23 protein-coding genes are annotated in these 22,686 nt (G+C 71.6%); 15 read left to right on the forward strand and 8 right to left on the reverse strand.

What is annotated here, in order from left to right:
• Positions 1 to 121: 121 nt before the first annotated feature.
• Positions 122 to 898 carry a VOC family protein gene (locus OG927_RS24820; RefSeq protein WP_056790728.1) on the reverse strand — a complete coding sequence of 259 codons (777 nt, stop codon included), beginning with the start codon at positions 896 to 898 and terminating at the stop codon, positions 122 to 124.
• A 257-nt stretch (positions 899 to 1,155) separates the two neighbouring features.
• Between OG927_RS24820 and OG927_RS24825 the strand changes: the two genes are divergently transcribed.
• On the forward strand, positions 1,156 to 1,983 hold the full coding sequence (locus OG927_RS24825) for a sulfurtransferase (protein WP_330320791.1): 828 nt from the start codon (positions 1,156 to 1,158) through the stop codon (positions 1,981 to 1,983).
• An 83-nt stretch (positions 1,984 to 2,066) separates the two neighbouring features.
• On the opposite strand, the gene sepH is transcribed toward OG927_RS24825, so the two are convergent.
• The gene (sepH, locus tag OG927_RS24830; protein WP_209469598.1) at positions 2,067 to 3,128 is read right to left on the reverse strand and encodes a septation protein SepH; all 1,062 of its coding nucleotides are present in this window, start codon (positions 3,126 to 3,128) and stop codon (positions 2,067 to 2,069) included.
• 498 nt (positions 3,129 to 3,626) lie between these two features.
• On the opposite strand from sepH, the gene OG927_RS24835 reads away from it, so the two are divergent.
• Complete coding sequence (locus OG927_RS24835) at positions 3,627 to 4,643, forward strand: RodZ family helix-turn-helix domain-containing protein (protein ID WP_330320792.1); 1,017 nt, start codon at positions 3,627 to 3,629, stop codon at positions 4,641 to 4,643.
• Between the two features lie 63 nt (positions 4,644 to 4,706).
• Here OG927_RS24835 and OG927_RS24840 read toward each other — a convergent pair whose 3' ends face one another.
• Together OG927_RS24840 and OG927_RS24845 are read right to left on the reverse strand one after the other, a co-directional pair.
• Positions 4,707 to 6,026 (reverse strand): D-arabinono-1,4-lactone oxidase, encoded by a 1,320-nt coding sequence (locus tag OG927_RS24840; protein WP_330320793.1) that lies wholly within the window; start codon positions 6,024 to 6,026, stop codon positions 4,707 to 4,709.
• Positions 5,986 to 7,230, reverse strand: coding sequence for an MFS transporter (locus OG927_RS24845; protein ID WP_330320794.1), 1,245 nt, complete (start codon positions 7,228 to 7,230; stop codon positions 5,986 to 5,988). The genes OG927_RS24840 and OG927_RS24845 overlap by 41 nt, the downstream gene beginning before the upstream one ends.
• 125 nt (positions 7,231 to 7,355) lie before the next feature.
• On the opposite strand from OG927_RS24845, the gene OG927_RS24850 reads away from it, so the two are divergent.
• Entirely contained in the window at positions 7,356 to 8,483 is a 1,128-nt protein-coding gene (locus OG927_RS24850; protein ID WP_056790709.1) for a ferrochelatase, read from the forward strand.
• 85 nt (positions 8,484 to 8,568) lie between these two features.
• Positions 8,569 to 9,369, forward strand: coding sequence for an inositol monophosphatase family protein (locus OG927_RS24855; protein ID WP_056790706.1), 801 nt, complete (start codon positions 8,569 to 8,571; stop codon positions 9,367 to 9,369).
• 96 nt (positions 9,370 to 9,465) lie between these two features.
• Here OG927_RS24855 and OG927_RS24860 read toward each other — a convergent pair whose 3' ends face one another.
• Positions 9,466 to 9,639, reverse strand: coding sequence for a hypothetical protein (locus tag OG927_RS24860; protein WP_164494117.1), 174 nt, complete (start codon positions 9,637 to 9,639; stop codon positions 9,466 to 9,468).
• A gap of 360 nt (positions 9,640 to 9,999) precedes the next feature.
• Here OG927_RS24860 and OG927_RS24865 point away from each other — a divergent pair, with 360 nt between their 5' ends.
• From OG927_RS24865 to OG927_RS24880, 4 genes are all read left to right on the forward strand, one after another.
• Complete coding sequence (locus OG927_RS24865) at positions 10,000 to 10,653, forward strand: response regulator transcription factor (RefSeq protein WP_056790703.1); 654 nt, start codon at positions 10,000 to 10,002, stop codon at positions 10,651 to 10,653.
• Positions 10,654 to 10,660: 7 nt separating this feature from the next.
• The gene (locus tag OG927_RS24870; protein ID WP_056790701.1) at positions 10,661 to 11,902 is read left to right on the forward strand and encodes a sensor histidine kinase; all 1,242 of its coding nucleotides are present in this window, start codon (positions 10,661 to 10,663) and stop codon (positions 11,900 to 11,902) included.
• Between the two features lie 403 nt (positions 11,903 to 12,305).
• Positions 12,306 to 12,602, forward strand: coding sequence for a DUF4193 domain-containing protein (locus OG927_RS24875; RefSeq protein ID WP_003965732.1), 297 nt, complete (start codon positions 12,306 to 12,308; stop codon positions 12,600 to 12,602).
• Between the two features lie 12 nt (positions 12,603 to 12,614).
• The gene (locus OG927_RS24880; RefSeq protein ID WP_209469594.1) at positions 12,615 to 13,568 is read left to right on the forward strand and encodes a hypothetical protein; all 954 of its coding nucleotides are present in this window, start codon (positions 12,615 to 12,617) and stop codon (positions 13,566 to 13,568) included.
• Here OG927_RS24880 and OG927_RS24885 read toward each other — a convergent pair.
• Positions 13,565 to 14,038 carry a DUF3093 domain-containing protein gene (locus OG927_RS24885; protein ID WP_209469593.1) on the reverse strand — a complete coding sequence of 158 codons (474 nt, stop codon included), beginning with the start codon at positions 14,036 to 14,038 and terminating at the stop codon, positions 13,565 to 13,567. The genes OG927_RS24880 and OG927_RS24885 overlap by 4 nt on opposite strands.
• Positions 14,039 to 14,096: 58 nt before the next feature.
• Between OG927_RS24885 and OG927_RS24890 the strand changes: the two genes are divergently transcribed.
• The 7 genes from OG927_RS24890 (at position 14,097) to OG927_RS24920 (ending at position 20,924) form a co-directional block, all read left to right on the forward strand.
• Positions 14,097 to 14,681 (forward strand): PaaI family thioesterase, encoded by a 585-nt coding sequence (locus tag OG927_RS24890; protein ID WP_056790692.1) that lies wholly within the window; start codon positions 14,097 to 14,099, stop codon positions 14,679 to 14,681.
• The gene (dut, locus tag OG927_RS24895) at positions 14,681 to 15,208 is read left to right on the forward strand and encodes a dUTP diphosphatase (protein ID WP_124280989.1); all 528 of its coding nucleotides are present in this window, start codon (positions 14,681 to 14,683) and stop codon (positions 15,206 to 15,208) included. Before OG927_RS24890 ends, dut begins: the two co-directional genes overlap by 1 nt.
• Before the next feature lies 1 nt (position 15,209).
• The gene (locus OG927_RS24900; protein ID WP_056790686.1) at positions 15,210 to 15,986 is read left to right on the forward strand and encodes a DUF3710 domain-containing protein; all 777 of its coding nucleotides are present in this window, start codon (positions 15,210 to 15,212) and stop codon (positions 15,984 to 15,986) included.
• 343 nt (positions 15,987 to 16,329) lie between these two features.
• Positions 16,330 to 18,873 carry a sensor histidine kinase gene (locus OG927_RS24905; RefSeq protein ID WP_124280987.1) on the forward strand — a complete coding sequence of 848 codons (2,544 nt, stop codon included), beginning with the start codon at positions 16,330 to 16,332 and terminating at the stop codon, positions 18,871 to 18,873.
• A gap of 58 nt (positions 18,874 to 18,931) precedes the next feature.
• A complete protein-coding gene (locus OG927_RS24910) occupies positions 18,932 to 19,624 on the forward strand; it encodes a response regulator (RefSeq protein WP_056790682.1) in 693 nt (230 codons plus the stop codon).
• 109 nt (positions 19,625 to 19,733) lie between these two features.
• The gene (locus OG927_RS24915) at positions 19,734 to 20,150 is read left to right on the forward strand and encodes an OB-fold nucleic acid binding domain-containing protein (RefSeq protein WP_056790679.1); all 417 of its coding nucleotides are present in this window, start codon (positions 19,734 to 19,736) and stop codon (positions 20,148 to 20,150) included.
• A gap of 3 nt (positions 20,151 to 20,153) precedes the next feature.
• Complete coding sequence (locus OG927_RS24920) at positions 20,154 to 20,924, forward strand: DUF3159 domain-containing protein (protein WP_056790676.1); 771 nt, start codon at positions 20,154 to 20,156, stop codon at positions 20,922 to 20,924.
• 123 nt (positions 20,925 to 21,047) lie between these two features.
• On the opposite strand, the gene OG927_RS24925 is transcribed toward OG927_RS24920, so the two are convergent.
• Both OG927_RS24925 and OG927_RS24930 read right to left on the reverse strand, forming a co-directional pair.
• Entirely contained in the window at positions 21,048 to 21,725 is a 678-nt protein-coding gene (locus tag OG927_RS24925) for a potassium channel family protein (protein WP_056790673.1), read from the reverse strand.
• Entirely contained in the window at positions 21,725 to 22,393 is a 669-nt protein-coding gene (locus OG927_RS24930) for a potassium channel family protein (RefSeq protein WP_056790670.1), read from the reverse strand. Before OG927_RS24930 ends, OG927_RS24925 begins: the two co-directional genes overlap by 1 nt.
• Positions 22,394 to 22,686 lie beyond the last annotated feature (293 nt).

The following is a 22,686-nucleotide window of genomic DNA, read 5'->3' on the forward strand; positions in this document are numbered from 1 at the left end:
GTCCGGGCCCCGGCCCTGGCAGGGTCGCGGAGGCCTGAAAGCCGCGTCCGGTCCGGCCGTCGCGCCGGGCGTCCTGACCATCACCCTTCCCCGCCCTCCCGGTTGCCCGGGAGGCCCGGGTTCAGCTGCTCGCCGACCGCACCATCGTGAACACCGCGCCCTCCGGGTCCGCGACGGTGGCCAGCCTTCCGCTCGACGCGTCCCGGGGCTGCTGCAGCACATGCCCGCCGAGCTCCACCACGCGCGCGGTGGCCTCGTCGGTGTCGGCCACCTCGAAGTAGGTCATCCAGTGCGGTCCCCGGTCACGTGGCAGGGCGTGCCCCACGCCGTGCAGGGCCGCCACCGGCCGGCCCTTCAGGTGCAGCGTCTGGTAGTCGAAGTCGGCTGATACGACCGCCTCGGTCTCGAACCCGAAGACGGCCTGGTAGAACTTCGCGACCGATGACGTCTCCCGGGTCACCAGCTCGTTCCACACAGGGGTGCCCGGCGTGCCGGCCTCGGCCGTGCCGAGGTGCTCCGCGGCCTGCCAGATGCCGAAGACCGCCCCGCACGGGTCCGAGGCGATGGCGAGCCGGCCCGCACGGCCGGCGTCGATCGGCCCCACGGCCACGGTGCCGCCGCAGGACCGGATGGCCTCCGCGGTGGCGTCGGCGTCCGTCGTGGCGAGGTAGGTCGTCCAGGCGATCGGGAGGTGCCGGTCGGGTGGCAGCTGCCCGATGCCCGCGACCTCCTTCCCGCGCAGCAGGGCACGGACGTAGGGACCCAGCTCTTCGGGCCCAGGCCGGAACTCCCAGCCGAACAGCCGCCCGTAGAAGTCCTGGGTCGTGGTCAGGCCGTGCACGATCAGACTCACCCAGCACGGTGCTCCGGGCGTGCGTCGGGCGGCAGCCTCGGTCATCTTCTTCTCTCTCCTGGTGCCATCGGGGTGGCCGTACGGGCGGACGGAAACGGCCGCACGGGGGAGCGGAGCCGGTACGCCGTCCAGCGGTACGGATGCGGGCGCGGGCGCCCCGTGCAGATGCTCGCACCACCGGGCTCCCCAGGCACCCCGGCCGCGCCGCGTTTCGGCGTCCGGTCGCCAGGAAGGCAGGTTTTGCGCGGTAAATCCCTTTTGGAATCGCACCCCGGGACGCCGCCTGCGCGAAGATGGCACCCATGAAGCCCATCATCACTGCATCCGAATACGCGAGCGAGTCGGCCGGGGCGCGTCCGCCGGTACTCCTGGACGTCCGCTGGCAGCTGGGCGGCCCGCACGGCCGTGCCGACTACGACGCGGGACACCTGCCCGGCGCGGTGTTCGTCGATCTCGACGCGGAGCTCGCCGGTCCGGCGGGCAGCGGAGGCCGTCACCCCCTGCCCGAACCGGAGACCTTCGGAGCCGTGATGCGGCGGGCCGGCGTCTCCCCGGACACGCCGGTGGTGGTCTACGACGGCGGGCAGGGCTGGGCCGCGGCCCGTGCCTGGTGGCTGCTGCGCTGGTCCGGGCATCCCGATGTCCGGGTGCTGGACGGCGGCCTGGGCGCGTGGGCCGGTGAGCTCGACACGAAGACGCCGGAGCCCGCAGAGGGCGACTTCCGGCCGGTGCCGGGAGCGCTTCCCCTGCTGGACGGCGACGGCGCGGCGGCACTGGCCGGCTCGGGCCTGCTGCTCGACGCCCGGGCCGCCGAGCGCTACCGCGGCGACGTGGAGCCGATCGACCGGGTGGGCGGCCACATCCCGGGAGCGGTCTCCGCCCCCACCGCCCTGAACGTCGCCGAGGACGGGTGCTTCCTCCCCGCCGACGTGCTGGCCTCCCGCTTCTCCGCCCTGGGTGCCGACGGCGACACGGAGGTCGGTGTCTATTGCGGCTCCGGCGTCTCGGGCGCGCACGAGGTGCTGGCACTGGAGATCGCCGGACACCGGGCAGCCCTGTACGCGGGGTCCTGGTCGGAGTGGTCCTCGGACGAGTCCCGCCCCGTCGCCACGGGTCCCGACCCCCGGTAACGCGACCCGCACCGGAACGGAGCGAGGGCCCGTACGCAACGGCGTACGGGCCCTCGTCATGCCAGCGGAATCCGGGCCGGCTCTCAGTCCTGCTTCTTCCGGCGTGTGCCGAAGACGATCTCGTCCCAGCTGGGCACGGCCGCCCGGCGGCCCGGTCGCACGCCGTCCGCCTCGGCCTGCCGGTCCGTCGTCCCGGTCAGCCGGTCGCGGTGACCGGCCACCGCGCGGGGCATCAGGACATCCGCGTAGGCGGAACCCGCACCTGCCGAGGCCGCCGGAGCCGGGGGCTCCTCGACCTCGGGTTCCTGCGCGGCCGGCTCGATCGCCGGAGGCTCGGGCTGGGTCGGCCGCTCGGGCACGATCATGTCGCCGCGGAAGCTCGGCACGGCCTCCAGGAGGCTGGTCAGCGAGTCGCGCTCGCCGGCCGACACGCCGCCGATGCGCTCCTCCGGGTCCGGTGCCGGGGGAGCGGGGCGCTCGATCTGGCGGTCGAGCGCACGGTCCAACGGCCGGTCGCGCGGCAGCCGGGCGATCCGGGGCACGAACGGGAAGCTCGGCTCCGGAGCGGCGATGTCGTCGCTCTCGCCGATGAGCGAGCGGGCCTCTTCGTCCACGGCCTGGACCAGCCGGCGCGGCGGGTCGTACGTCCAGCTCGCCGAGTGCGGTTCGCCCGCGACCCGGTAGACGAGGAGGACCTCCCAGGTGCCGTCGTCCCGGCGCCAGGAGTCCCACTGGACGGTCTCCCTGTCGGCGCCGCGCAGCAGGAGGCGCTCCTGTACCGCCTCCCCGAGCTGGGGGCCGGCGTTCTCGCCCGGCCGGCGCACAGGGGTCTTCCGGGCCCGCTCGGCCATGAAGGCACGCTCCGCGAGCACGGGGCCCTCGAAGCGGCGCACGCGGTCCACCGGGATGCCGGCGAACTGGGCGACCTCCTCCGCGGAGGCACCGGCTCGTATCCGGGCCTGGATGTCGCGGGGGCGGAGGTGGCTCTCCACCTCGATCTCGATCTGACCGAGCCGGGCGCGGTCGTTGCGCACAGCGGCGCGCAGCCGCTCGTCGATCGGAAGCGTGTACTCCGTGCTGTCCGCAGCCTTGAGCACCAGTCGTGTGCCGTCGTTTGAGACGGCCACGACACGCAGTTCGGGCATGGGAACCTCCCGGGTGGTGCCTGCCGACGTCACGTGCGTCGCTGCTTCCGCTAGTCGAGTGTGACCTGCCCGGGTTCAGCCTGTCACAACCTTGCCAAGTTACCCGGCGTGTCGGGCGTTGGCCCTGGATCACCACGCCGACACGGTCACCTGTGTGCGACGAGAGGTGACCTGGCTGGTCACTCCGTGTCGCAGACGCCCGTGCGATGCCGCGGCGCCGCCGGTTCGAGTGCCGCCTTCGGCCCTCTCCCGTAAGGCCCGGATACCCGTGTGGGAGTCCGGCCCCAGGGCTCGCCACAGTACTCCATTCGGGCCACCGGGGTGGACCGGCGCGCCGCCGAAGTTCTCACCGGGCACGGGAGTTGGACTACCCAGTTGTCCGCGGTATGCCCTCAATGCGTGTGCTGCTTCACAGAATCTCCAAGAACGGAACTATTCGCTTCGCTCATATGTCCCTTCTTGGTGCAAGGTGGGGTGGTTGTCGAGCAAGGGCTGGTAATGGTTCAGAAGCCGCAAGGTGATGCGGAACACAAGGAAAGGCGTATAGATCTGAGTCTGCCGCAGGTCGCGGGCAGTGCCGTCGCCGCGGTCGCGGCCGCCGTGATGGCCTCGCAGCTCGGCGTCTACGGCACGATCGCCGGCGCGGGCGTGATGAGCGTGGTGGCCACCTGCGGGGGATCGGTCTTCCAGCACTTCTTCCGTCGCACCGGCGAGCAGATCCGTGAAGTCACCGTGCAGGTGAAGCATCCGGGCGGCCGTCAGGTGACCGTGCGCACACGGGAGACCACCCCGGCGGACGAGGCGCCCCGGGCGGGGCCGACCGCACCGGACGACGGTGCCACGACGGTCCTGCGCACGACCGGGGCCGGCCCGGAGCACACCCGGCTCCTGAGGTTCGGCCCGGAGCACACCCGGCTGCTCGATCCGGGACCGGACCGCACCCGACCGCTCGGCCCCGCGCCCTCGGGCGAGCACGTGTCGTCCGACGACGCGCACCCGGACGACGCCTACTCGGACGCCCGCACGCACGGCACCCGCATCCGTGGCTGGCGGCGCTCGGCCCTCGCGGCCGTCGCGGTCTTCGCCATGTCGATGGCCGGCATCACGGCGTACGAACTGGTCTCCGGCAACGGCCTCGGCGGCGGCGGGGGAACGACCGTCGGCTCCGTCGTCCGCGGTGAACGGGGCTCCGGCACGACGGATCCCGCACCCACGCACAGTACGGACCAGGAGCGGACCGACGACCAGGAGGAGCCGGGTTCCGGCAGTGGCACGGGGACGTCGCCCGCCACCGAACCGGGCGCCGGGACGAGCGCGACGCCGGGCCCCGGCACCGGCGGTGCGCCGACGGCTGAGCCCGGTCCCACGACCACCCCTTCGGGGGGCGCCGCCTCGCCCGCTCCGACCACCACGCCGACGGCGCCCGAGGAGAGCGCCCCGGCCGCACCGGACCCGGCCGGCGAAGCGCCGGCGCAGCAGGACGGAGCCACGACGGGAGCGGACACCGGCCCGTGACCGGGCGGGGCCGCTGTCCGGACCGCCGTCCGGCCGCCCTCCGCCGACCGGACGGCCGGGCGCTCAGTCTCCGAGGACCCGGCGCAGGTAGTCGTTGGCGAACAGCCGGTCCGGGTCGAGCCGGTCGCGCAGGGCGGTGAACTCGCCGAACCGCGGGTACGTCCCGGCCAGGTCACGGGCGTTCCGGGTGTGGATCTTGCCCCAGTGCGGACGGCCGTCGTACCCGGTCATGATTCGCTCGACGGCGGTGAAGTACGCCTGGTACGGCGTGCCCCGGTACATGTGCACCGCGATGTACGCGCTCTCCCGGCCCGAGGCCGTGGAGAGCGCGATGTCGTCCGCGGGGGCCGTGCGGACCTCCACCGGGAAGCCGACCCGCAGTGGCGAGCGGTCGACCATGGCCCTGACCTCGCGCAGCGCCTCGACCGCGGCCTCGCGGGGGAGGGCGTACTCCATCTCGACGAAGCGCACCCGCCGGGGGCTGGTGAAGACCTTGTAGGGGATGTCGGTGTACGTACGGGCCGACAGGGCGCGGCTGGAGATCCTGGCGATCGACGGGACGGTCCCGGGGACGGCCCGGCCGATCGAGCAGGCGACCTGGAAGATCCCGTTGGAGAGCAGCTCGTCATCGATCCAGCCGCGGATCCTGCTGGGCGGGGCCGCGGGACCCGCACTGCGGTTGTTGCGCTTGGTGTTGCAGTTGCCGGTGTGGGGGAACCAGTAGAACTCGAAGTGCTCGTTCTCGGCGACCAGCCGGTCGAAGTCGGAGGTGACCCGGTCGAAGGTCATCGGTTCCTCACGCGCCGTCAGCAGGAACACGGGTTCCACGGCGAACGTGATCGCGCTGATGACGCCGAGTGCTCCGAGCCCGATCCGGGCGACCGCGAAGACGTCGGCATTCTCGTCGGGGGAGCAGTGCAGGACCGTGCCGTCGGCGGTGACCAGCTCCAGCGCGCGGATCTGCGCGGCGATCGACGCCGAGTCGCGGCCGGTGCCGTGGGTGCCCGTGGAGGTGGCCCCGGCGACCGTCTGCTCCATGATGTCGCCCATGTTGGTGAGCGACAGTCCGTCACGCGCCAGTGCGGCGTTCAGCCGCTTCAGGGGCGTGCCCGCCTCGACCGTCACCGTCATCGCCGTGCGGTCGATCTCCCGGATCCCGGTGAGCAGGTCCGGGCGTATGAGCACACCGTCGGTGGCCGCCGTCGCGGTGAAGGAGTGACCGGTACCGGCCGGCTTGACCCTCAGGCCGTCCCCGGACGCCCTGCGGAGCACCTCGGCGAGCTCGTCGACGGAGGCGGGGGAGGCGGTCCGTACCGGCCGGGCGGTGACGTTGCCCGCCCAGTTACGCCACGTGTCGGTCGTCCGTGCGTAGGTCTCGGTCATTGTCCCCGCGCCCTCCCGTAGGAACCGGCCCGGTGAGCCGGCGATACCCCAGGAACGCCGTCGCGGCCGCGAGCGCTCCGGCCGCGACGGGCACCGCGTACCCCGCCTCGGCTCCGGAGGCGTCGACCACCCAGCCCGCGGCGGAGGAGCCGAGCGCCACCCCGACCGCGAGCCCGGTACTGGTCCAGGTCATGCCCTCGGTCAGCCGGGTGCGCGGTACGTGCTGCTCGACGAGGGCCATGGTGGTGACCATCGTCGGTGCGATGGCGAGACCCGCGACAAAGAGCGCCACGGCCAGGAACGGCAGGCTCCCGGCCATTTGGAGGGGGATCATACTCACGGCCATCGCGCAGACTCCCACCAGCCACCTGGTGGACGGCTTCCCCTTCAGGTGCAGCAGGCCGAAGACGGCACCCGCGAGGCAGGACCCCAGGGCGTAGACCGCCAGCACGAGGCTGGCCGCCGCCTTGTTTCCGCGCTCCTCGGCGAAGGCCACCGTCACCACGTCGACCGCGCCGAAGACGGCGCCGGTCGCGACGAAGGTGACCACCAGCACCTGGAGGCCCGTCGAGCGCAGCGCCGAACCCCCCGCGTGGTGCTCCTTCGGATGCGGCCTCGGCTCGGTGGTGCGCTGGGCCGTCAGCCAGAAGACGCCGATCAGCAGGAACACGGCGGCGAGCAGCGGTCCGGCCTCCGGGAACCAGGCGGTGGACAGGCCGATGGAGATGATCGGCCCGAAGATGAAGCACACCTCGTCGACGATCGACTCCCAGGCGTACGCGGTGTGCAGCTGTCGGCCCGTGCCCCGGTAGATCTCCGCCCAACGGGCGCGGACCATCGACCCCACGCTCGGGACGCAGCCGGCGCCGGCGGCGAAGACGAACAGGGTCCAGTCCGGCAGCCGCTGCTGGGCGCAGATCAGCAGACCCGCGACCGCCGCGGCCGAGACCAGGGTGAAGGGGCGCAGGACGCGGCGCTGCCCGTACCGGTCCACCAGCCGGGAGACCAGGGGCCCCATCACGGCGGCGGCCATCGCGAGCGTCGCCGAGAGCGCGCCCGCCAGCCCGTAGCGGCCGGTGATCTGGGACACCATCGTCACCACGCCGATCCCCATCATGGACAGCGGCATCCGGCCGAAGAACCCGGCCGCCGAGAACGCCCGGGCTCCGGGTGCGGCGAAGATGGCGCGGTAAGGGCTGGGCACGAGGACTCCGGTGAAGCCTGACAGGTGTGAAGGCGGCCGATACAGCTTACGGGCGGGCGGGGGCGCCCCGGACCGGGCCGATGTCGGTTGCCGCACCGTCGGAGGCGAGTGGCAGGATCGGGTACATGTCCGATCTGCGCGATCCCGCTCCCTACGACGCCCTGCTGCTGCTCTCCTTCGGCGGTCCCGAAGGCCCGGACGACGTGGTCCCGTTCCTGGCGAACGTGACGCGCGGCCGGGGCATCCCCGAAGAACGTCTGAAAGAGGTCGGCAAGCACTACTTCCTCTTCGGCGGCATCAGCCCGATCAACGCGCAGAACCGGGCGCTGCTCGACGCGCTGCGTGAGGACTTCGCCGGCCACGGCCTCGATCTTCCGGTGTACTGGGGCAACCGGAACTGGGCTCCGTACCTCACCGACACCCTCCGCGAGATGATCACGGACGGACACCGCCGGATCGCCGTCCTCGCCACGAGCGCGTACGCCTCCTACTCCGGCTGCCGCCAGTACCGCGAGAACCTCGCGGAGTCGCTGGCCGCGCTGGAGGCCGAGGGCCTGCCGGTCCCGCGCGTGGACAAGCTCCGGCACTACTTCAACCACCCCGGCTTCGTGCGTCCCATGGTGGACGGAGTGCTCGCCTCACTGGCCGGCCTCCCCGAGGACGTCAGGGCCGGTGCCCACCTCGCGTTCTGCACGCACTCCATCCCCACCTCGGCGGCCGACACCTCGGGACCGGAGCAGACGCACGGCGACGGCGGCTCCTACGTGGCCGAGCACCTCGACGTCGCCCGGCTGATCGTCGATGCCGTGCGCGAGGAGACCGGCGTCGAGCACCCGTGGCAGCTCGTCTACCAGTCGCGCAGCGGCGCCCCGCACATCCCGTGGCTCGAGCCCGACATCTGCGACCACCTGGAGACCCTGCACGGCGAGGGTGTTCCGGCCGTCGTCATGGCCCCCATCGGCTTCGTCTCGGATCACATGGAGGTCCTCTACGACCTCGACACGGAGGCCACCGCGAAGGCCGCCGAGCTGGGACTGCCGGTCCGCCGCTCGGCGACGGTCGGCGCGGACCCCCGGTTCGCCGCGGCCGTGCGCGAGCTCCTCCTGGAACGCGCCACCGCCGAGCGGGGCCGTCCCGCGCAGCGGTGCGCCCTGGGCGAGCTCGGCCCCTCGCACGACCTGTGCCCGGTCGGCTGCTGCCCGGCCCGGGCCCCCAAGCCGGCCGCCGCGGGCGCCGACAGCCCGTACGCCTAGGCTTTTTCGTGCGGATCCGGCCCGGACCGTACGCAGGACCCCGGACCTCGGTACGTCCGCCCGCGAACCCTCACCCTGGAGCGCTGTGACCGACCCCTTCCTGTCCGAACTGCTCGACCTCGCCCTGGAGGCGGCCCGCCGGGCCGGAGCGCTGCTGCGCGACGGCCGCCCCGCCGACCTGGGGGTGGCCGCGACGAAGTCCAGCCCCATCGACGTCGTCACCGAGATGGACATCCGGGCGGAGAAGCTGATCACGGGCTTCCTGGCGGAGCACCGCCCCGCCGACGGCTTCCTCGGAGAGGAGGGCGCCAGCTCCGAGGGCACCAGCGGCATCCGGTGGGTCATCGACCCGCTCGACGGCACGGTGAACTACCTCTACGGGCTGCCCACCTGGGCCGTCTCCATCGCCGCCGAGCGCGACGGCGAGCGGGTCGTCGGCGTGGTCGAGGCCCCGATGCGCCGCGAGACCTTCCACGCGGTGCTCGGCGGCGGCGCGTTCGGCAACGGGGAGGCACTGCACTGCCGCCCCGCGGCACCGCTCGACCAGGCCCTCGTGTCGACCGGCTTCAACTACGTCACCGAGGTACGCACCCACCAGGCCGCCGTCGCCGAGCGGATGATCCCGCGGCTGCGCGACATCCGGCGCGGCGGATCGGCCGCCGTCGACCTCTGCGACGTCGCGGCGGGACGGCTCGACGGCTACTACGAGCGGGGACTCCACCCGTGGGACCTGGCCGCCGGCGACCTCATCGCCCGGGAGGCCGGAGCGCTCACGGGAGGCCGCCCCGGACTGCCCGCGGACCGGGATCTGGCCGTCGCCGCGACACCCGGGGTCTTCGAGCCGCTCCAGGTACTCCTGGAGGAGCTCGGAGCCTGGCACGACTGACCGCCTTCGCGAGCCCCTGACGGGGGCTGCGGGGCACGGGCACGCGAAGAGGGCCCCGGATGCCGATGCCGGCATCCGGGGCCCTCTCGTGGCGGCTCAGACGCTTGCGGCGCTGATTTCGACACCGTGTTCGGCAGCGAGGCGGCGCAGGTCGTCCAGCTCTCCCTGCTCGACGTCCGCGAGGAAGTCGTCGCCCGTCTCACGTGCCTTCGTGAGATCGGATTCGGTGGTCCTGATTCGTTGCAGCAGACCTGCGGTGAAAGCGTCCATGGAGCGCCCCCTCATCGTGGGTCGGTGGCACGGGGGTGTGCCCGGATTCCCCCGGCCGGTGACCGGAGGGCGGGTGATCACGCAGTCCCTCTGTGAGTAGAGCGGGCTGTCGAACGCCACAGGCATGGCGTGATCGCGGGTGTGAAATCGTCCTCCCCTGGCCGGGTGCGGGGGAAACCTCAACTGGCCCGGGAATCCGATGTCTTCTCCGGGCCCGCGGGCCCGGCCGCGTCGTCTTACCGCCGGTTTATGCGCGTTACGGGCAGGATGGACGCGCACAGTCGGTGCCGCCGACGTGCAGCGAGCGGCCGCAACAGGGCCGCTCGCCGTATTTCTGGAGATCTAGGGAAGGACTGCGCCGTGCGCGTACTCGTCGTCGAGGACGAGCAGCTGCTCGCCGATGCGGTGGCCACCGGACTGCGCCGGGAGGCCATGGCCGTCGACGTCGTCTACGACGGAGCGGCGGCCCTCGAGCGCGTCGGAGTCAACGACTACGACGTCGTCGTACTGGACCGGGACCTCCCGCTGGTGCACGGCGACGACGTCTGCCGCAAGATCGTCGAGCTCGGCATGCCCACCCGGGTGCTCATGCTCACCGCGTCCGGGGACGTCAGCGACCGGGTCGAGGGCCTGGAGCTCGGCGCGGACGACTACCTGCCCAAGCCCTTCGCCTTCAGCGAGCTCACCGCCCGGGTGCGGGCCCTGGGGCGCCGCACCACGGTCGCACTGCCGCCCGTGCTGGAGCGGGCCGGCATCAAGCTGGACCCCAACCGACGCGAGGTCTTCCGGAACGAGCAGGAGATCCAGCTCGCACCGAAGGAATTCGCCGTGCTGGAGGTCCTGATGCGCAGCGAGGGCGCGGTCGTCTCGGCCGAGCAGCTCCTGGAGAAGGCCTGGGACGAGAACACCGACCCGTTCACGAACGTCGTGCGGGTGACGGTCATGACCCTGCGCCGCAAGCTCGGCGAGCCGCCCGTCATCGTCACGGTACCCGGCTCCGGCTACCGGATCTGAGGGCGGGATGGCAGCCTCGCCGGGGCCGGTGACCGTGCCCCCGAAGCCCACCTGGGAGCCCAAACAGCAGGAGGCCCCTTACCCGTGGCTGCGTCCGACCATCCGGATACGGCTCACGCTGCTCTACGGGGGCATGTTCCTCATCGCGGGCATCCTGCTGCTCTCGATCATCTACATGCTGGCCGCGCAGGCCCTCAACGACGCCGGCGGCCTCGTCTTCCAGGTCTCCGGGACCAACGTCCGGATCTCCAGCGACACGTGTGCCCAGCTCGGCTCCGCGCAGAACAACGGCCAGCTCAACGAGGCGATCAAGGAGTGCACCGCGGCCCAGCGGCAGCACGCCCTCGACAGCCTGCTGAACCGGGCGCTGCTGGCTCTCGTGGGCCTCAGCATCATCGCCTTCGCCTTCGGTTACGCCATGGCGGGCCGTGTCCTGTCCCCGCTGGGCCGGATCAACCGCACCGCCCGCAGGGTGGCCGGCACGGACCTGTCCCGCCGCATCGAGCTGGACGGCCCGGACGACGAGCTGAAGGAGCTCGCGGACACCTTCGACGAGATGCTGGACCGCCTGGAACGCGCCTTCACGGCCCAGCAGCGGTTCGTGGGCAACGCCTCGCACGAACTGCGCACACCGCTCGCGATCAACCGCACGCTGCTGGAGGTCCACCTCTCCGATCCGGACGCTCCGCCGGAGCTCCAGCAGCTGGGCAAGACCCTCCTGGCCACCAACGAGCGCAGCGAGCAGCTGGTCGAGGGGCTGCTGCTGCTCGCCCGCAGCGACAACCAGATCATCGAACGCAAACCCGTGGATCTGGCCGAGGTCGCCGACCGCGCCATCGACCAGGCCCGTGCGGAGGCGGCGGCGAAGGGCGTGGAAGTGCGTGGGGAGCGCGCTCCCGCCGTCGTGCAGGGCAACGGTGTCCTCCTGGAGCGGATCGCCCTCAACCTCGTGCAGAACGCCGTGCGCTACAACGTGCCGGAGGACGGCTGGGTGGAGGTCACCACGGAGCTCCAGCCCGGACAGGCGCTCCTGGTGGTGTCGAACACAGGTCCTGTGGTGCCCGCCTACGAGATCGACAACCTCTTCGAGCCGTTCAGGCGGCTGCGTACGGAACGCACAGGCAGCGACAAGGGGGTGGGGCTCGGCCTGTCGATCGCGCGGTCCGTAGCGCGGGCCCACGGAGGCCGTATCATCGCGGAGCCCCGCGAGGGCGGTGGTCTCGTGATGCGCGTCACCCTTCCGATCTGAGAGGCTTCGCCTGTGAAGCCGTATTGGATCGCTCTGTTCGCTTTGGGCGGAATTTTCAAGGCCAGTTTCCGTTCTGTCCCTGTGTGATCGATCACAGGAGCGATTTTCGGTCCTTCCACTCTCCGTGATCACGATTCTGCCTGAAAGCCGGGAAACGTCCGGGTTTTCAGGGGGCAATATCACGGGAAGTACACGGGGTGGCACCTGTGAAGCACCACAATCGGACCGTGTACGGTCCCCAACGCCACCCAAGCTGATCGCTCTCGAGAGGTCCGGTTGGGTGTCGATTGAGTAACAGACCTTGATGTGAGGCAAGATCTCCGCCTCAGGTCGGGCACAAGTCCGGCCTCTCACGCGTTACGTGCGCTGAGACACCGCAGCAACCCATGAGGGGGAGAGCGACATGGCAACGGATTACGACACCCCACGGAAGACCGACGACGACGTCGATCAGGACAGCCTCGAAGAGCTCAAGGCTCGTCGGAGCGACAAGACGGCATCCGCCGTCGACGTGGACGAGTTCGACGCGGCAGAAGGACTGGAGCTGCCCGGCGCAGACCTGTCCAACGAAGAGCTGGCCGTACGGGTTCTGCCCAAGCAGGCCGATGAGTTCACCTGCATGAGCTGCTTCCTCGTGCACCACCGGAGCCAGCTGGCGCGCGAGAAGAACGGCCAGCCCATCTGCCGCGACTGCGACTGAGGCAGGCCGGCCGTGGCAGGCGATACACCGTTCCGGAAGCGGCGCTTGCGGCGCACGAAGTCGTCGGAGGCGCATCAGGGCGGCGCAGGCCCGGCAGAGGGCGCAAGCCCCACTGCCGAGCATCAGGCCGCCCTGTCGGCCTCCGGCACGTCCGACGACGAGCGGGGCCTGGCGGCCTCGCTCGAAGCAGTCGGGGCAGCGGGCCCGCCACAGGGGCCCGGGCAGGACGGCCCGACGGGATCCGCGACAGGGTCAGGCCGTCTGCACACCGTGGGACGAGGCGTGCGCAAGGGCGGGGAGAGCGCCAGAGCCCTGGCCGGCCGGCTGGCCGACCGGATCATCGACGTGGCTCCCCGCATCCCTGTGCGCGACCTCGCGACCCTGCGCGGACAATTCCCGGGACTCGGTCCCGAAGAGCTCGCCGACAAGCTCGTCGCCGGGGCGTGCAACGCCACCGCGACCGTCGGCGCGGGTATCGGGGCGGCGGCCATGATGCCCGTACCCCCGGCCATGCTGGCCGAGCTCGCCGCCGAGATCACCGGCGTGGCCGCCATCGAGATGAAGCTCGTCGCCGAGCTCCACGAGGTCTACGGGCGGCGCCCGCCCGGCAACATCGGGCAGCGCAGCACCGCGTACCTGACGTCCTGGACGGAGGAGCGCGGCATCGACGTCACGCGCCCCACCACACTCAACGCCGCGCTCGGCGGGCAGATGAAGCGCGAGCTGCGCCAGCAGATCATGAAGCGCATGGTCCGCGACCTGCCGAACCTCATCCCGTTCATGGTCGGCGCCGTGGTCGGCGCGATGATGAACCGCCGGGACACCAGAAAGCTCGCCGACCGGGTCAGGAGCGACCTGCGGCGCCACCGGGTCGACTGGGACCGGCTCCCGGAGCTTCCGCCGCTGGAGCAGCCCGCGGTACCCGCCGAGGAGCTGCCCAAGGGCCTGGAGGGCCCCGGCCTCTAGACGGTCGGACGGTCAGGGGCGGATACGGCCGCGAGGGCCGCCACCAGGGCCTGCGGCTCCCTGGTCGACAGGTAGACGTACGGCGTCGGGTCGGCCGGGTCCGTGACCTTCACCCGCACCGCGGTGGGGATGTAGCTCCGCAGCACCATGAAGGCGCGGGCGTCCGCCTTGTACGAGCGCCAGGCGCGCGCTTCCTCCCCGTCCAGTGCCTCGGCGTCCCCGAGCGCCGAGAGCGGGATCCGGGCATCGCCCGCGACGAGGGCGCCCGACACGACCCGGATGCGCGCGGAGCCGTACGAACTCACGGCCACGGCCGCTGCCGCCGTGCCGCCCGCCAGGCCGCCGATCATGGGCAGGACGCCGAGCGGCAGGAGCATCAGGGCGCAGGCGATGCCCACCCCGAAAGCGATGAACCACCACGAACGGGGTGCGGTGAGACGTTCGTCGAAGGGCGCTGCGGAAGGCTGCATGGGAGCAAGCTTGGCACGGCGCGCCCCGCGGTCGGCCGCGCGGGTAAGGTCTGCGGCTGTGAGTGGAACATCTACACGTCTGACACCCCCGGCCGACGCCGTGGGGCCGGTCCGGCATCCCGACGCCCCGGCACCCGGTGAGCTCCTCGGCTCGCACTACGAACACTGTTTCGGCTGCGGCAACGGGCAGCCGCACGGGCTGCACCTCCAGGCGCGTGCCGGAGAAGGGGTGAGCGTCACCGCGGAGTTCACCGTGAAGCCCGCCCACCAGGGCGCTCCGGGACTCGCGCACGGCGGTGTCCTGGCCACGGCGATGGACGAGACGCTCGGCGCGCTGAGCTGGCTGCTGCGGGTGATCGCGGTGACCGGCCGGCTGGAGACCGACTACGTCCTGCCGGTGCCGGTCGACACGGTGCTCTTCCTGGAGGCCGAGGTCACCGCCGTGCACAACCGGAAGATCTACTGCCGTGCGACCGGCAGGACCGGAGGCCCCGAGGGGCCCGTCGCGGTCCGCGCCGAAGCCCTCTTCATCGAGGTCAAGGTGGACCACTTCATCGAGAACGGCCGGCCCGAGGAGATCGAGGCGGCGATGTCCGATCCCGACCAGGTCAGGCGGACCCGCGCCTTCGAGGTGAACCCCTGATGCGGCACCCCGTCGACGTACTGATCCGCCGTGTCGATCCGGACGTGCCGATCCCGGCGTACGGTCATCCGGGCGACGCCGGTGCCGACCTGGTGACCACCGAGGCCGCCGAACTCGCGCCCGGCGAACGGGCGGTGCTCCCCACCGGGGTGTCGATCGCACTGCCCGACGGGTACGCGGCCTTCGTGCACCCCCGTTCCGGCCTCGCAGCCCGCTGTGGAGTGGCCCTCGTGAATGCCCCGGGGACGGTTGATGCCGGGTACCGTGGGGAGATCAAGGTAATCGTGGTCAATCTCGACCCACGCGAGACCGTGCGATTCGAGCGGTTCGACCGGATTGCCCAACTGGTCGTCCAGCAGGTCGAGAAGGTCCGTTTCCACGAGGTGGCGGAGCTCCCCGGTTCGGCTCGGGCCGAGGGGGGCTTCGGGTCCACCGGCGGTCACGCCGCGGTGGATGGCGTCACGGGCGGTAACACCCAGGGTGGTAACAGCTACGCTTCGGTCGTTTCCGACCGGGAAGGACAGTGACGTGTTCGGACGTCGCAAGAACAGTGGTTCCGCCGAGGACAAGGCGGACGAGACGCGCGAGGCCGAGCAGGTCGCCGACGAGCTCGAAGGCACCGACGGAGCCGCAGGCAGCGGTCCGCGCCGGAGCAACCTCCCGCCGGCCCCCCGGCCGGACGGGCCGTGGGACATCTCCGAGGTCTCCCTGCCCGGCGAGGGCAGGGTGGACCTGGGCGGCATCTTCGTGCCCGGGGTCGAGGGCATGGAGCTGCGTGTGGAGGTGGCCGGGGACGCGATCGTCGCCGCCACCGTCGTGCTGCGCGACAGCGCGGTCCAGCTGCAGGCCTTCGCCGCTCCCAAGAAGCAGGGCATCTGGGGCGAGGTGCGCGAGGAGATCGCCTCGGGCATCACCCAGCAGGGCGGGGTCATCGACGAGGTCGAGGGCCCGCTGGGCTGGGAACTGCGTGCCCAGGTCCCCGTACAGCTCCCCGACGGGACGAACGGCGTCCAGCTCGTGCGCTTCATCGGAGTCGACGGGCCGCGCTGGTTCCTGCGTGGCGTGATCTCCGGTCAGGGCGCCGTGCAGCCGGAGGCCGCCGGACTGCTGGAGACGATCTTCCGGGACACCGTCGTCGTCCGTGGCGACGGTCCGATGGCCCCGCGCGACCCGATCGTCCTCAAGCTCCCCAACGACGCCCAGATGGTGCCGGAGGGTGTGCAGCAGGAGGACCAGGAGAGCTCGAAGTTCTCCGGTGGCATGGGCCAGCTCCAGCGCGGCCCCGAGATCACCGAGATCCGCTGACCGCTCGGACCGGTACGTTCCGGCCGGTGGGCCGTACCCCTGGACAGGGGTACGGCCCACCGGCCGTTCCGCGGCCCGCACGATGTGCCGGTCCGGGGGTACGGCCACCGGCGTCCCTGCGACCCGCGCCCCACCGCCCCGGCGGCTGCCCGGCCCCGCCGGCAGGGGGCCGGAGCCTGTCGGCGGCACCCCGTGGCACCGCCGTGACCTGCCGCATCGCGTCAGAATCCCGTCAATACGGACCACAGGTGCCCCCTCCGACCCATATGCCGGAAATTCTCGGGGTAGCTTCGGGGGTGGCTCCCCGAACGGCGGGAGCCGGTTCAGAGAAGACAATGGGGCCATGGCGCGCGGCAAGCTTCGGATCTACCTGGGTGCGGCACCCGGCGTCGGCAAGACGCACGCGATGCTGTCCGAGGCCCACCGCCGGGTGGAGCGGGGCACCGACTGCGTCGTCGCGTTCGTCGAGCACCACGACCGGCCCCGCACCGAGGTCCTGCTGCACGGCCTGGAGCAGATCCGCCGGCGCGACATCGAACACCGCTCCGCCGTCTTCCCCGAGATGGACGTCGACGCCGTCCTGGAACGGGCTCCGGCCGTCGCCCTCGTCGACGAGCTGGCCCACACCAACGTGCCCGGGTCCCGCAACGCCAAGCGCTGGCAGGACGTCGAGGAACTCCTGCGGGCCGGCATCGACGTCATATCCACCGTCAACATCCAGCACCTGGAGTCCCTCGGCGACGTCGTCGAGTCGATAACCGGCGTACGGCAGCAGGAGACCATCCCCGACGAGGTCGCCCGCCGGGCCGACCAGATCGAGCTCGTCGACATGTCGCCCCAGGCGCTGCGCCGGCGCATGGCCCACGGCAACATCTACCAGTCCGACAAGGTCGACGCGGCCCTGTCCAACTACTTCCGCCCCGGCAACCTCACCGCCCTGCGCGAGCTGGCCCTCCTCTGGGTCGCCGACCGCGTGGACGAGTACCTCCAGCAGTACCGCGGCGAGCACGACATCCGCACCACCTGGCAGGCCCGCGAACGCATCGTCGTCGGACTCACGGGCGGCGCCGAGGGCCGTACGCTCATCCGCCGCGCGTCCCGGATGGCCGCCAAGGGGTCCGGCAGCGAGATCCTCGCCGTGTACATCGCCCGCAGCGACGGCCTGACCTCCGCCTCGCCCAAGGAGCTCGCCGTCCAGCGCACCCTCGTCGAGGACCTGGGCGGGACGTTCCACCACGTCATCGGCGACGACATACCCACGGCGCTCCTCGCCTTCGCCCGGGGCGTCAATGCCACCCAGGTCGTCCTCGGCTCCAGCCGGCGCAAGACCTGGCAGTACATCTACGGGCCGGGCGTCGGCGCCACCGTCGCCCGCGAGTCCGGACCCGACCTCGACGTCCACATCGTCACGCACGAGGCGGTGGCCAAGGGGCGCGGACTGCCCATCGCCCGCGGCGCCCGGCTCGGCCGCACCCGGATCATCTGGGGCTGGGCGGTGGGCGTCGGCGGGCCGGCGCTCCTGACGCTGCTCCTGCACGGCATGGAGAACGGGCCGGGGCTCGCCAACGACGTGCTGCTCTTCCTGTTCATGACCGTCACCGCGGCGCTGCTCGGCGGTCTGGCCCCCGCGCTCGCCTCCGCGGCCGTCGGCTCCATGCTCCTCAACTACTGGTTCACCCCGCCCACCCACACCCTGACCGTGCAGGACCCGGAGAACTTCGTCGCCATCGTGATCTTCTTCGCGGTCGCGGTGGCCGTCGCCTCCGTCGTGGACCTGGCGGCCCGGCGCACCCATCAGGCCGCCCGGCTGCGCGCCGAGTCGGAGATCCTCTCCGCCCTGGCCGGGAGCGTCCTGCGCGGCGAGACGGCGCTGGACGCCCTGCTGGAGCGGGTCCGGGAGACGTTCGGCATGGAGTCCGTCGCGCTGTTGGAGCGGCAGAGTGACGTCGACCCGTGGACCTGCGCCGGATCCGTGGGGCCCGCCCCGGTGGCGCGGCCCGACGACGCGGACGTGGACATGCCCGTCGGTGACCACATGGCGCTGGCGCTGTCCGGGCGGGTACTGCCCGCCGAGGACCGCCGGGTGCTCGGCGCCTTCGCCGCGCAGGCGGCCGTCGTGCTCGACCGGCAGCGCCTGGTGGGGGAGGCGGAGGCCGCCCGACGGCTCGCCGAGGGCAACCGGATCCGGACCGCGCTGCTCGCCGCCGTCAGCCACGACCTGCGTACGCCGCTGGCCGCCATCAAGGCCGCGGTCAGCTCCCTGCGCTCCGACGACGTCTCCTGGTCCGAGGAGGACGAGGCCGAACTCCTCGAGGGCATCGAGGACGGTGCCGACCGGCTGGACCACCTGGTCGGCAACCTGCTCGACATGTCCCGCCTGCAGACCGGGACCGTCACCCCGCTGATCCGTGAGATCGACCTCGACGAGGTCGTCCCGATGGCCCTGGGCGGGGTGCCGGAAGGCAGCGTAGACCTGGACATCCCCGAGACGCTGCCGATGGTCGCCGTCGACCCGGGGCTGCTGGAGCGGGCCGTCGCCAACATCGTCGAGAACGCGGTCAAGTACAGCCCCGGCGGGGAACGCGTCACCGTCGCCGCCAGCACGCTGGGCGAACGCGTCGAGCTGCGGGTGGCCGACCGCGGCCGCGGAGTCCCGGACGAGGGCAAGGAACGCATCTTCGAGCCCTTCCAGCGGTACGGCGACGCCCCGCGCGGAGCCGGAGTGGGCCTCGGCCTTGCCGTCGCCCGCGGCTTCGTGGAGTCCATGGGCGGCACCCTGGGCGCCGAGGACACCCCCGGCGGCGGCCTCACCATGGTCCTCACGCTCAGGGCCGTACCGGGACAGGTACGGGACGGCCCCGGAGCGCCGGCGCAGGTCGTCTCCTGAGGTCCCCGGGGCGGGAGTCCCCTCCCCCGTACACATTCTCCGGAAAGGAAGGTCCGCGATGACCCGGGTGCTTGTGGTCGACGACGAGCCGCAGATCGTTCGCGCCCTCGTGATCAATTTGAAGGCGCGCAGGTACGAGGTGGACGCCGCGCCCGACGGCGCGACCGCCCTCCAGCTCGCCGCCGCGCGCCACCCCGACGTCGTCGTCCTGGACCTCGGTCTGCCCGACATGGACGGCGTCGAGGTGATCAGGGGGCTGCGCGGCTGGACCCGCGTACCGATCCTCGTGCTCTCCGCACGTCACACCTCCGACGAGAAGGTCGAGGCCCTGGACGCCGGGGCGGACGACTACGTCACCAAGCCCTTCGGGATGGACGAGCTCCTGGCCCGGCTGCGGGCCGCCGTGCGCCGGGCCGAACCGGTCGGCCCGGACGGCGCCGACGACCTCGTGATCGTCGAGGCCGAGGGATTCACGGTGGACCTCGCGGCGAAGAAGGTCCACCGGGAGGGCCGCGACGTGCGGCTCACGCCCACCGAGTGGCACCTGCTGGAGGTGCTCGTCCGCAACGCGGGCCGCCTCGTCAGCCAGAAGCAGCTTCTCCAGGAGGTCTGGGGCCCGTCCTACGGCACCGAGACGAACTACCTCCGGGTCTACATGGCGCAGCTGCGCCGCAAGCTGGAGACCGACCCCGCGCACCCCCGGCACTTCGTCACCGAACCCGGCATGGGATACCGCTTCGAGCGCGGATGACCCGCTTCCCGCTCATCGGATGACCCGCTTCCCCGTTCATCGGGGTCACCCGTTCGAGTGACACCCTCGGGGTCCGGCCCGTACCACAGGAGACCGGTACCCTTCGGGTATGAGCGCTGTTCCCCGATTCGAGAAGGCCGGCAAGGCGGACAAGCCCTCCGGGCGCTTCCGCCGCATGCTCGACCGGCTGTCCAGCTCCCAGGAGGACCTGGAGTCCGAGGAGCTGCAGGAGGACACGCACGCGTCGGGCTGCACGCGCATCTCCGAGTGCAGCGACCGCCAGATCGTCAAGGTGGCTGGTACCTTGCGGACCGTCACCCTGCGCCCGCGCGCCGGAGTGCCCGCCCTGGAGGCGGAGCTCTTCGACGGCACCGCGCCGCTCGACGTGGTCTGGCTGGGCCGTCGTTCCATCGTCGGCATAGAACCGGGCCGTAGGATCATCGCCTCCGGCCGCGTCGCCATGAGTCACGGGCGCCGGGTGCTGTTCAACCCCACATACGAACTCCGACCGCTCGGCAAGGAGTAGCCGGTGACGTCTCTCGACAAGCCGACACCCGACATGGACCACCCCCAGCGCACCGACCAGCAGGACGCCGAGGCGAAGGCGGTCACCGAAGCCGCGCTCTTCGAGGCCTTCGGCGGCGTGCGCGGGATGGTGGAGACAGTCCTGCCCGGGCTGCTCTTCGTCACGATCTTCACCATCAAGAAGGACCTCGGGACCTCGGCCATCGCCGCACTGGCGGTGTCCCTGGCCCTCGTCGTCGTGCGGCTGATCCGCAAGGACACCGTCAAGCACGCCTTCAGCGGCGTCTTCGGCGTCGCCTTCGGTGTGGTCTTCGCGAAGATGACGGGCAACGCCAAGGACTTCTACCTGCCGGGCATGCTCTACACGCTCGGCCTGGCGGTGGCCTATCTGGGCACGACCCTCGCCGGGGTGCCGCTGATCGGCCTGATCCTCGGCCCGGTCTTCAAGGAGAACCTCTCCTGGCGCACCAGGAACCCGGGGCGCAAGAAGGCCTACGCCAAGGCCAGTTACGCGTGGGGTCTGATCCTGCTCGCCAAGTGCGCGATCCTCTTCCCGCTGTACTGGTGGGCCGACACCACGCAGCTCGGCTGGGTGCTGGTCTCGCTGAAGATCCCGCCGTTCCTGCTGGCGGTCTACCTGACCTGGGTCTTCCTCGCCAAGGCACCGCCGCCCATCGACGTGTTCGCGGAGATGGAGGCGGAGGAGGAGGCCGAGAAGGCCCGCAAGGCCGCGCAGAGTGCCCGGGCGGCCGAAGTCCGCGACTACGACGCCTGACGGCGGCCACCGCGCCGGCACACGGCAGGACGGCAGCCACCGCGCCGGCACACGTCGGCACGCGGACAGCGGAGGGGCCCGGAACCGTGACACACGGTTCCGGGCCCCTCGCCGTGTCCCGTCTCAGCTGTCCGCGGGATCGCGGCGGACCGACAGCAGGTCCTCCAGCTGTTCCTCGCGCGCCTGGGCGGCCACGAACAGCAGCTCGTCGCCGGCCTCCAGGGTCTCCTCGGGGCTCGGCGTCAGGACGCGCGTACCCCGGATGATGGTGACCAGCGAGGTGTCCTCGGGCCAGGCCACATCGCCGATCCGGGTACCGGCCAGGGCCGACTCCGGGGGCAGCGTCAGCTCGACCAGGTTGGCGTCGCCGTGGCTGAAGCGCAGCAGCCGGACGAGATCGCCGACGCTCACGGCCTCCTCGACCAGGGCGGACATGAGACGCGGCGTGGAGACCGCGACGTCCACCCCCCACGACTCGTTGAACAACCATTCGTTCTTCGGGTTGTTCACCCGGGCGACCACCCGCGGAACGCCGTACTCGGTCTTCGCGAGCAGCGAGACGACCAGGTTGACCTTGTCGTCCCCGGTCGCGGCGATCACGACGTTGCACCGCTGCAGCGCCGCCTCGTCGAGCGAGGTGATCTCACAGGCGTCCGCGAGCAGCCATTCGGCCATCGGGACCCGCTCCACCGAGATGGCGGTCGGCGCCTTGTCGATCAGCAGCACCTCGTGCCCGTTCTCCAGGAGCTCGGCAGCGATGGAACGGCCCACCGCACCCGCCCCGGCAATCGACACGCGCATCAGTGACCGCCCTCCTCAGGACCTTCGGCAAAGGCCTCCTCGACCTTCGCGATCTCGTCCGTCCGCATCATCACGTGGACGAGGTCGCCCTCCTGCAGCACCGTCTGCGACGTCGGCAGTATGGCCTCGCCCAACCGGGTGAGGAAGGCGACGCGAACGCCCGTCTCCTCCTGCAGCGTGCTGATCTTGTGGCCGATCCAGGACGGCGTCGTGTGCACCTCCGCGAGCTGCACACCTCCGCTCGGGTCGCGCCACAGCGGTTCGGCGCCCGACGGCAGCAGCCGCCGCAGCATCTGGTCCGCGGTCCAGCGCACCGTCGCGACGGTGGGAATGCCGAGACGCTGGTAGACCTCGGCACGCCGGGGGTCGTAGATGCGGGCGGCGACGTTGTCGATGGAGAACATCTCGCGGGCCACCCGGGCCGCGATGATGTTGGAGTTGTCACCGCTGCTCACCGCGGCGAACGCCCCCGCCTCCTCGATCCCGGCCTCGCGCAGGGTGTCCTGGTCGAAACCGACCCCGTTGACCCGCCGGCCGCCGAAACCGGCACCGAGACGGCGGAACGCCGTGGGGTCCTGGTCGATCACGGCGACCGTGTGTCCCTGCTGCTCCAGGGTCTGTGCGAGAGCGGCGCCGACACGCCCGCAGCCCATGATGACGATGTGCACCGTGCGCCTACCTCGCCGTCCTGGTCGTCCGGATGACCTGCGAAAACACCCTGCTCACACTTCTTTCTCCGCTTGCGGGGCAGACCGATGGGGCAATGACCCCCGGCGTCGCCCGGGGATGAGCTTATGCGGCCGGGCATCCGCCGCCTCATCCGAGTGTGCGCATCCCCCGCGGCATCGGGCAAAGGGGGGCCCGGGAGGGGGCCACCGCCCGCTCGGCCCGCAAGGATTTCGTTAAGGATTCCATGGACTTTCGCGGTCGGCGCGGGTAAATATGAAGGTTTTCCCGCTCC

This window comes from Streptomyces clavifer (genome assembly GCF_036345975.1).
GTDB classification, from domain to species: domain Bacteria; phylum Actinomycetota; class Actinomycetes; order Streptomycetales; family Streptomycetaceae; genus Streptomyces; species Streptomyces clavifer.

Bases quoted from the DNA above. Each gene is read 5' to 3' on its own strand.
- OG927_RS24820 (WP_056790728.1), bottom strand. From the start codon at position 898: ATGACCGAGGCTGCCGCCCGACGCACGCCCGGAGCACCGTGCTGGGTG.
- OG927_RS24825 (WP_330320791.1), top strand. From the start codon at position 1,156: ATGAAGCCCATCATCACTGCATCCGAATACGCGAGCGAGTCGGCCGGG.
- sepH (WP_209469598.1), bottom strand. From the start codon at position 3,128: ATGCCCGAACTGCGTGTCGTGGCCGTCTCAAACGACGGCACACGACTG.
- OG927_RS24835 (WP_330320792.1), top strand. From the start codon at position 3,627: ATGGTTCAGAAGCCGCAAGGTGATGCGGAACACAAGGAAAGGCGTATA.
- OG927_RS24840 (WP_330320793.1), bottom strand. From the start codon at position 6,026: ATGACCGAGACCTACGCACGGACGACCGACACGTGGCGTAACTGGGCG.
- OG927_RS24850 (WP_056790709.1), top strand. From the start codon at position 7,356: ATGTCCGATCTGCGCGATCCCGCTCCCTACGACGCCCTGCTGCTGCTC.
- OG927_RS24860 (WP_164494117.1), bottom strand. From the start codon at position 9,639: ATGGACGCTTTCACCGCAGGTCTGCTGCAACGAATCAGGACCACCGAA.
- OG927_RS24870 (WP_056790701.1), top strand. From the start codon at position 10,661: ATGGCAGCCTCGCCGGGGCCGGTGACCGTGCCCCCGAAGCCCACCTGG.
- OG927_RS24875 (WP_003965732.1), top strand. From the start codon at position 12,306: ATGGCAACGGATTACGACACCCCACGGAAGACCGACGACGACGTCGAT.
- OG927_RS24885 (WP_209469593.1), bottom strand. From the start codon at position 14,038: ATGCAGCCTTCCGCAGCGCCCTTCGACGAACGTCTCACCGCACCCCGT.
- dut (WP_124280989.1), top strand. From the start codon at position 14,681: ATGCGGCACCCCGTCGACGTACTGATCCGCCGTGTCGATCCGGACGTG.
- OG927_RS24905 (WP_124280987.1), top strand. From the start codon at position 16,330: ATGGCGCGCGGCAAGCTTCGGATCTACCTGGGTGCGGCACCCGGCGTC.
- OG927_RS24910 (WP_056790682.1), top strand. From the start codon at position 18,932: ATGACCCGGGTGCTTGTGGTCGACGACGAGCCGCAGATCGTTCGCGCC.
- OG927_RS24915 (WP_056790679.1), top strand. From the start codon at position 19,734: ATGAGCGCTGTTCCCCGATTCGAGAAGGCCGGCAAGGCGGACAAGCCC.
- OG927_RS24925 (WP_056790673.1), bottom strand. From the start codon at position 21,725: ATGCGCGTGTCGATTGCCGGGGCGGGTGCGGTGGGCCGTTCCATCGCT.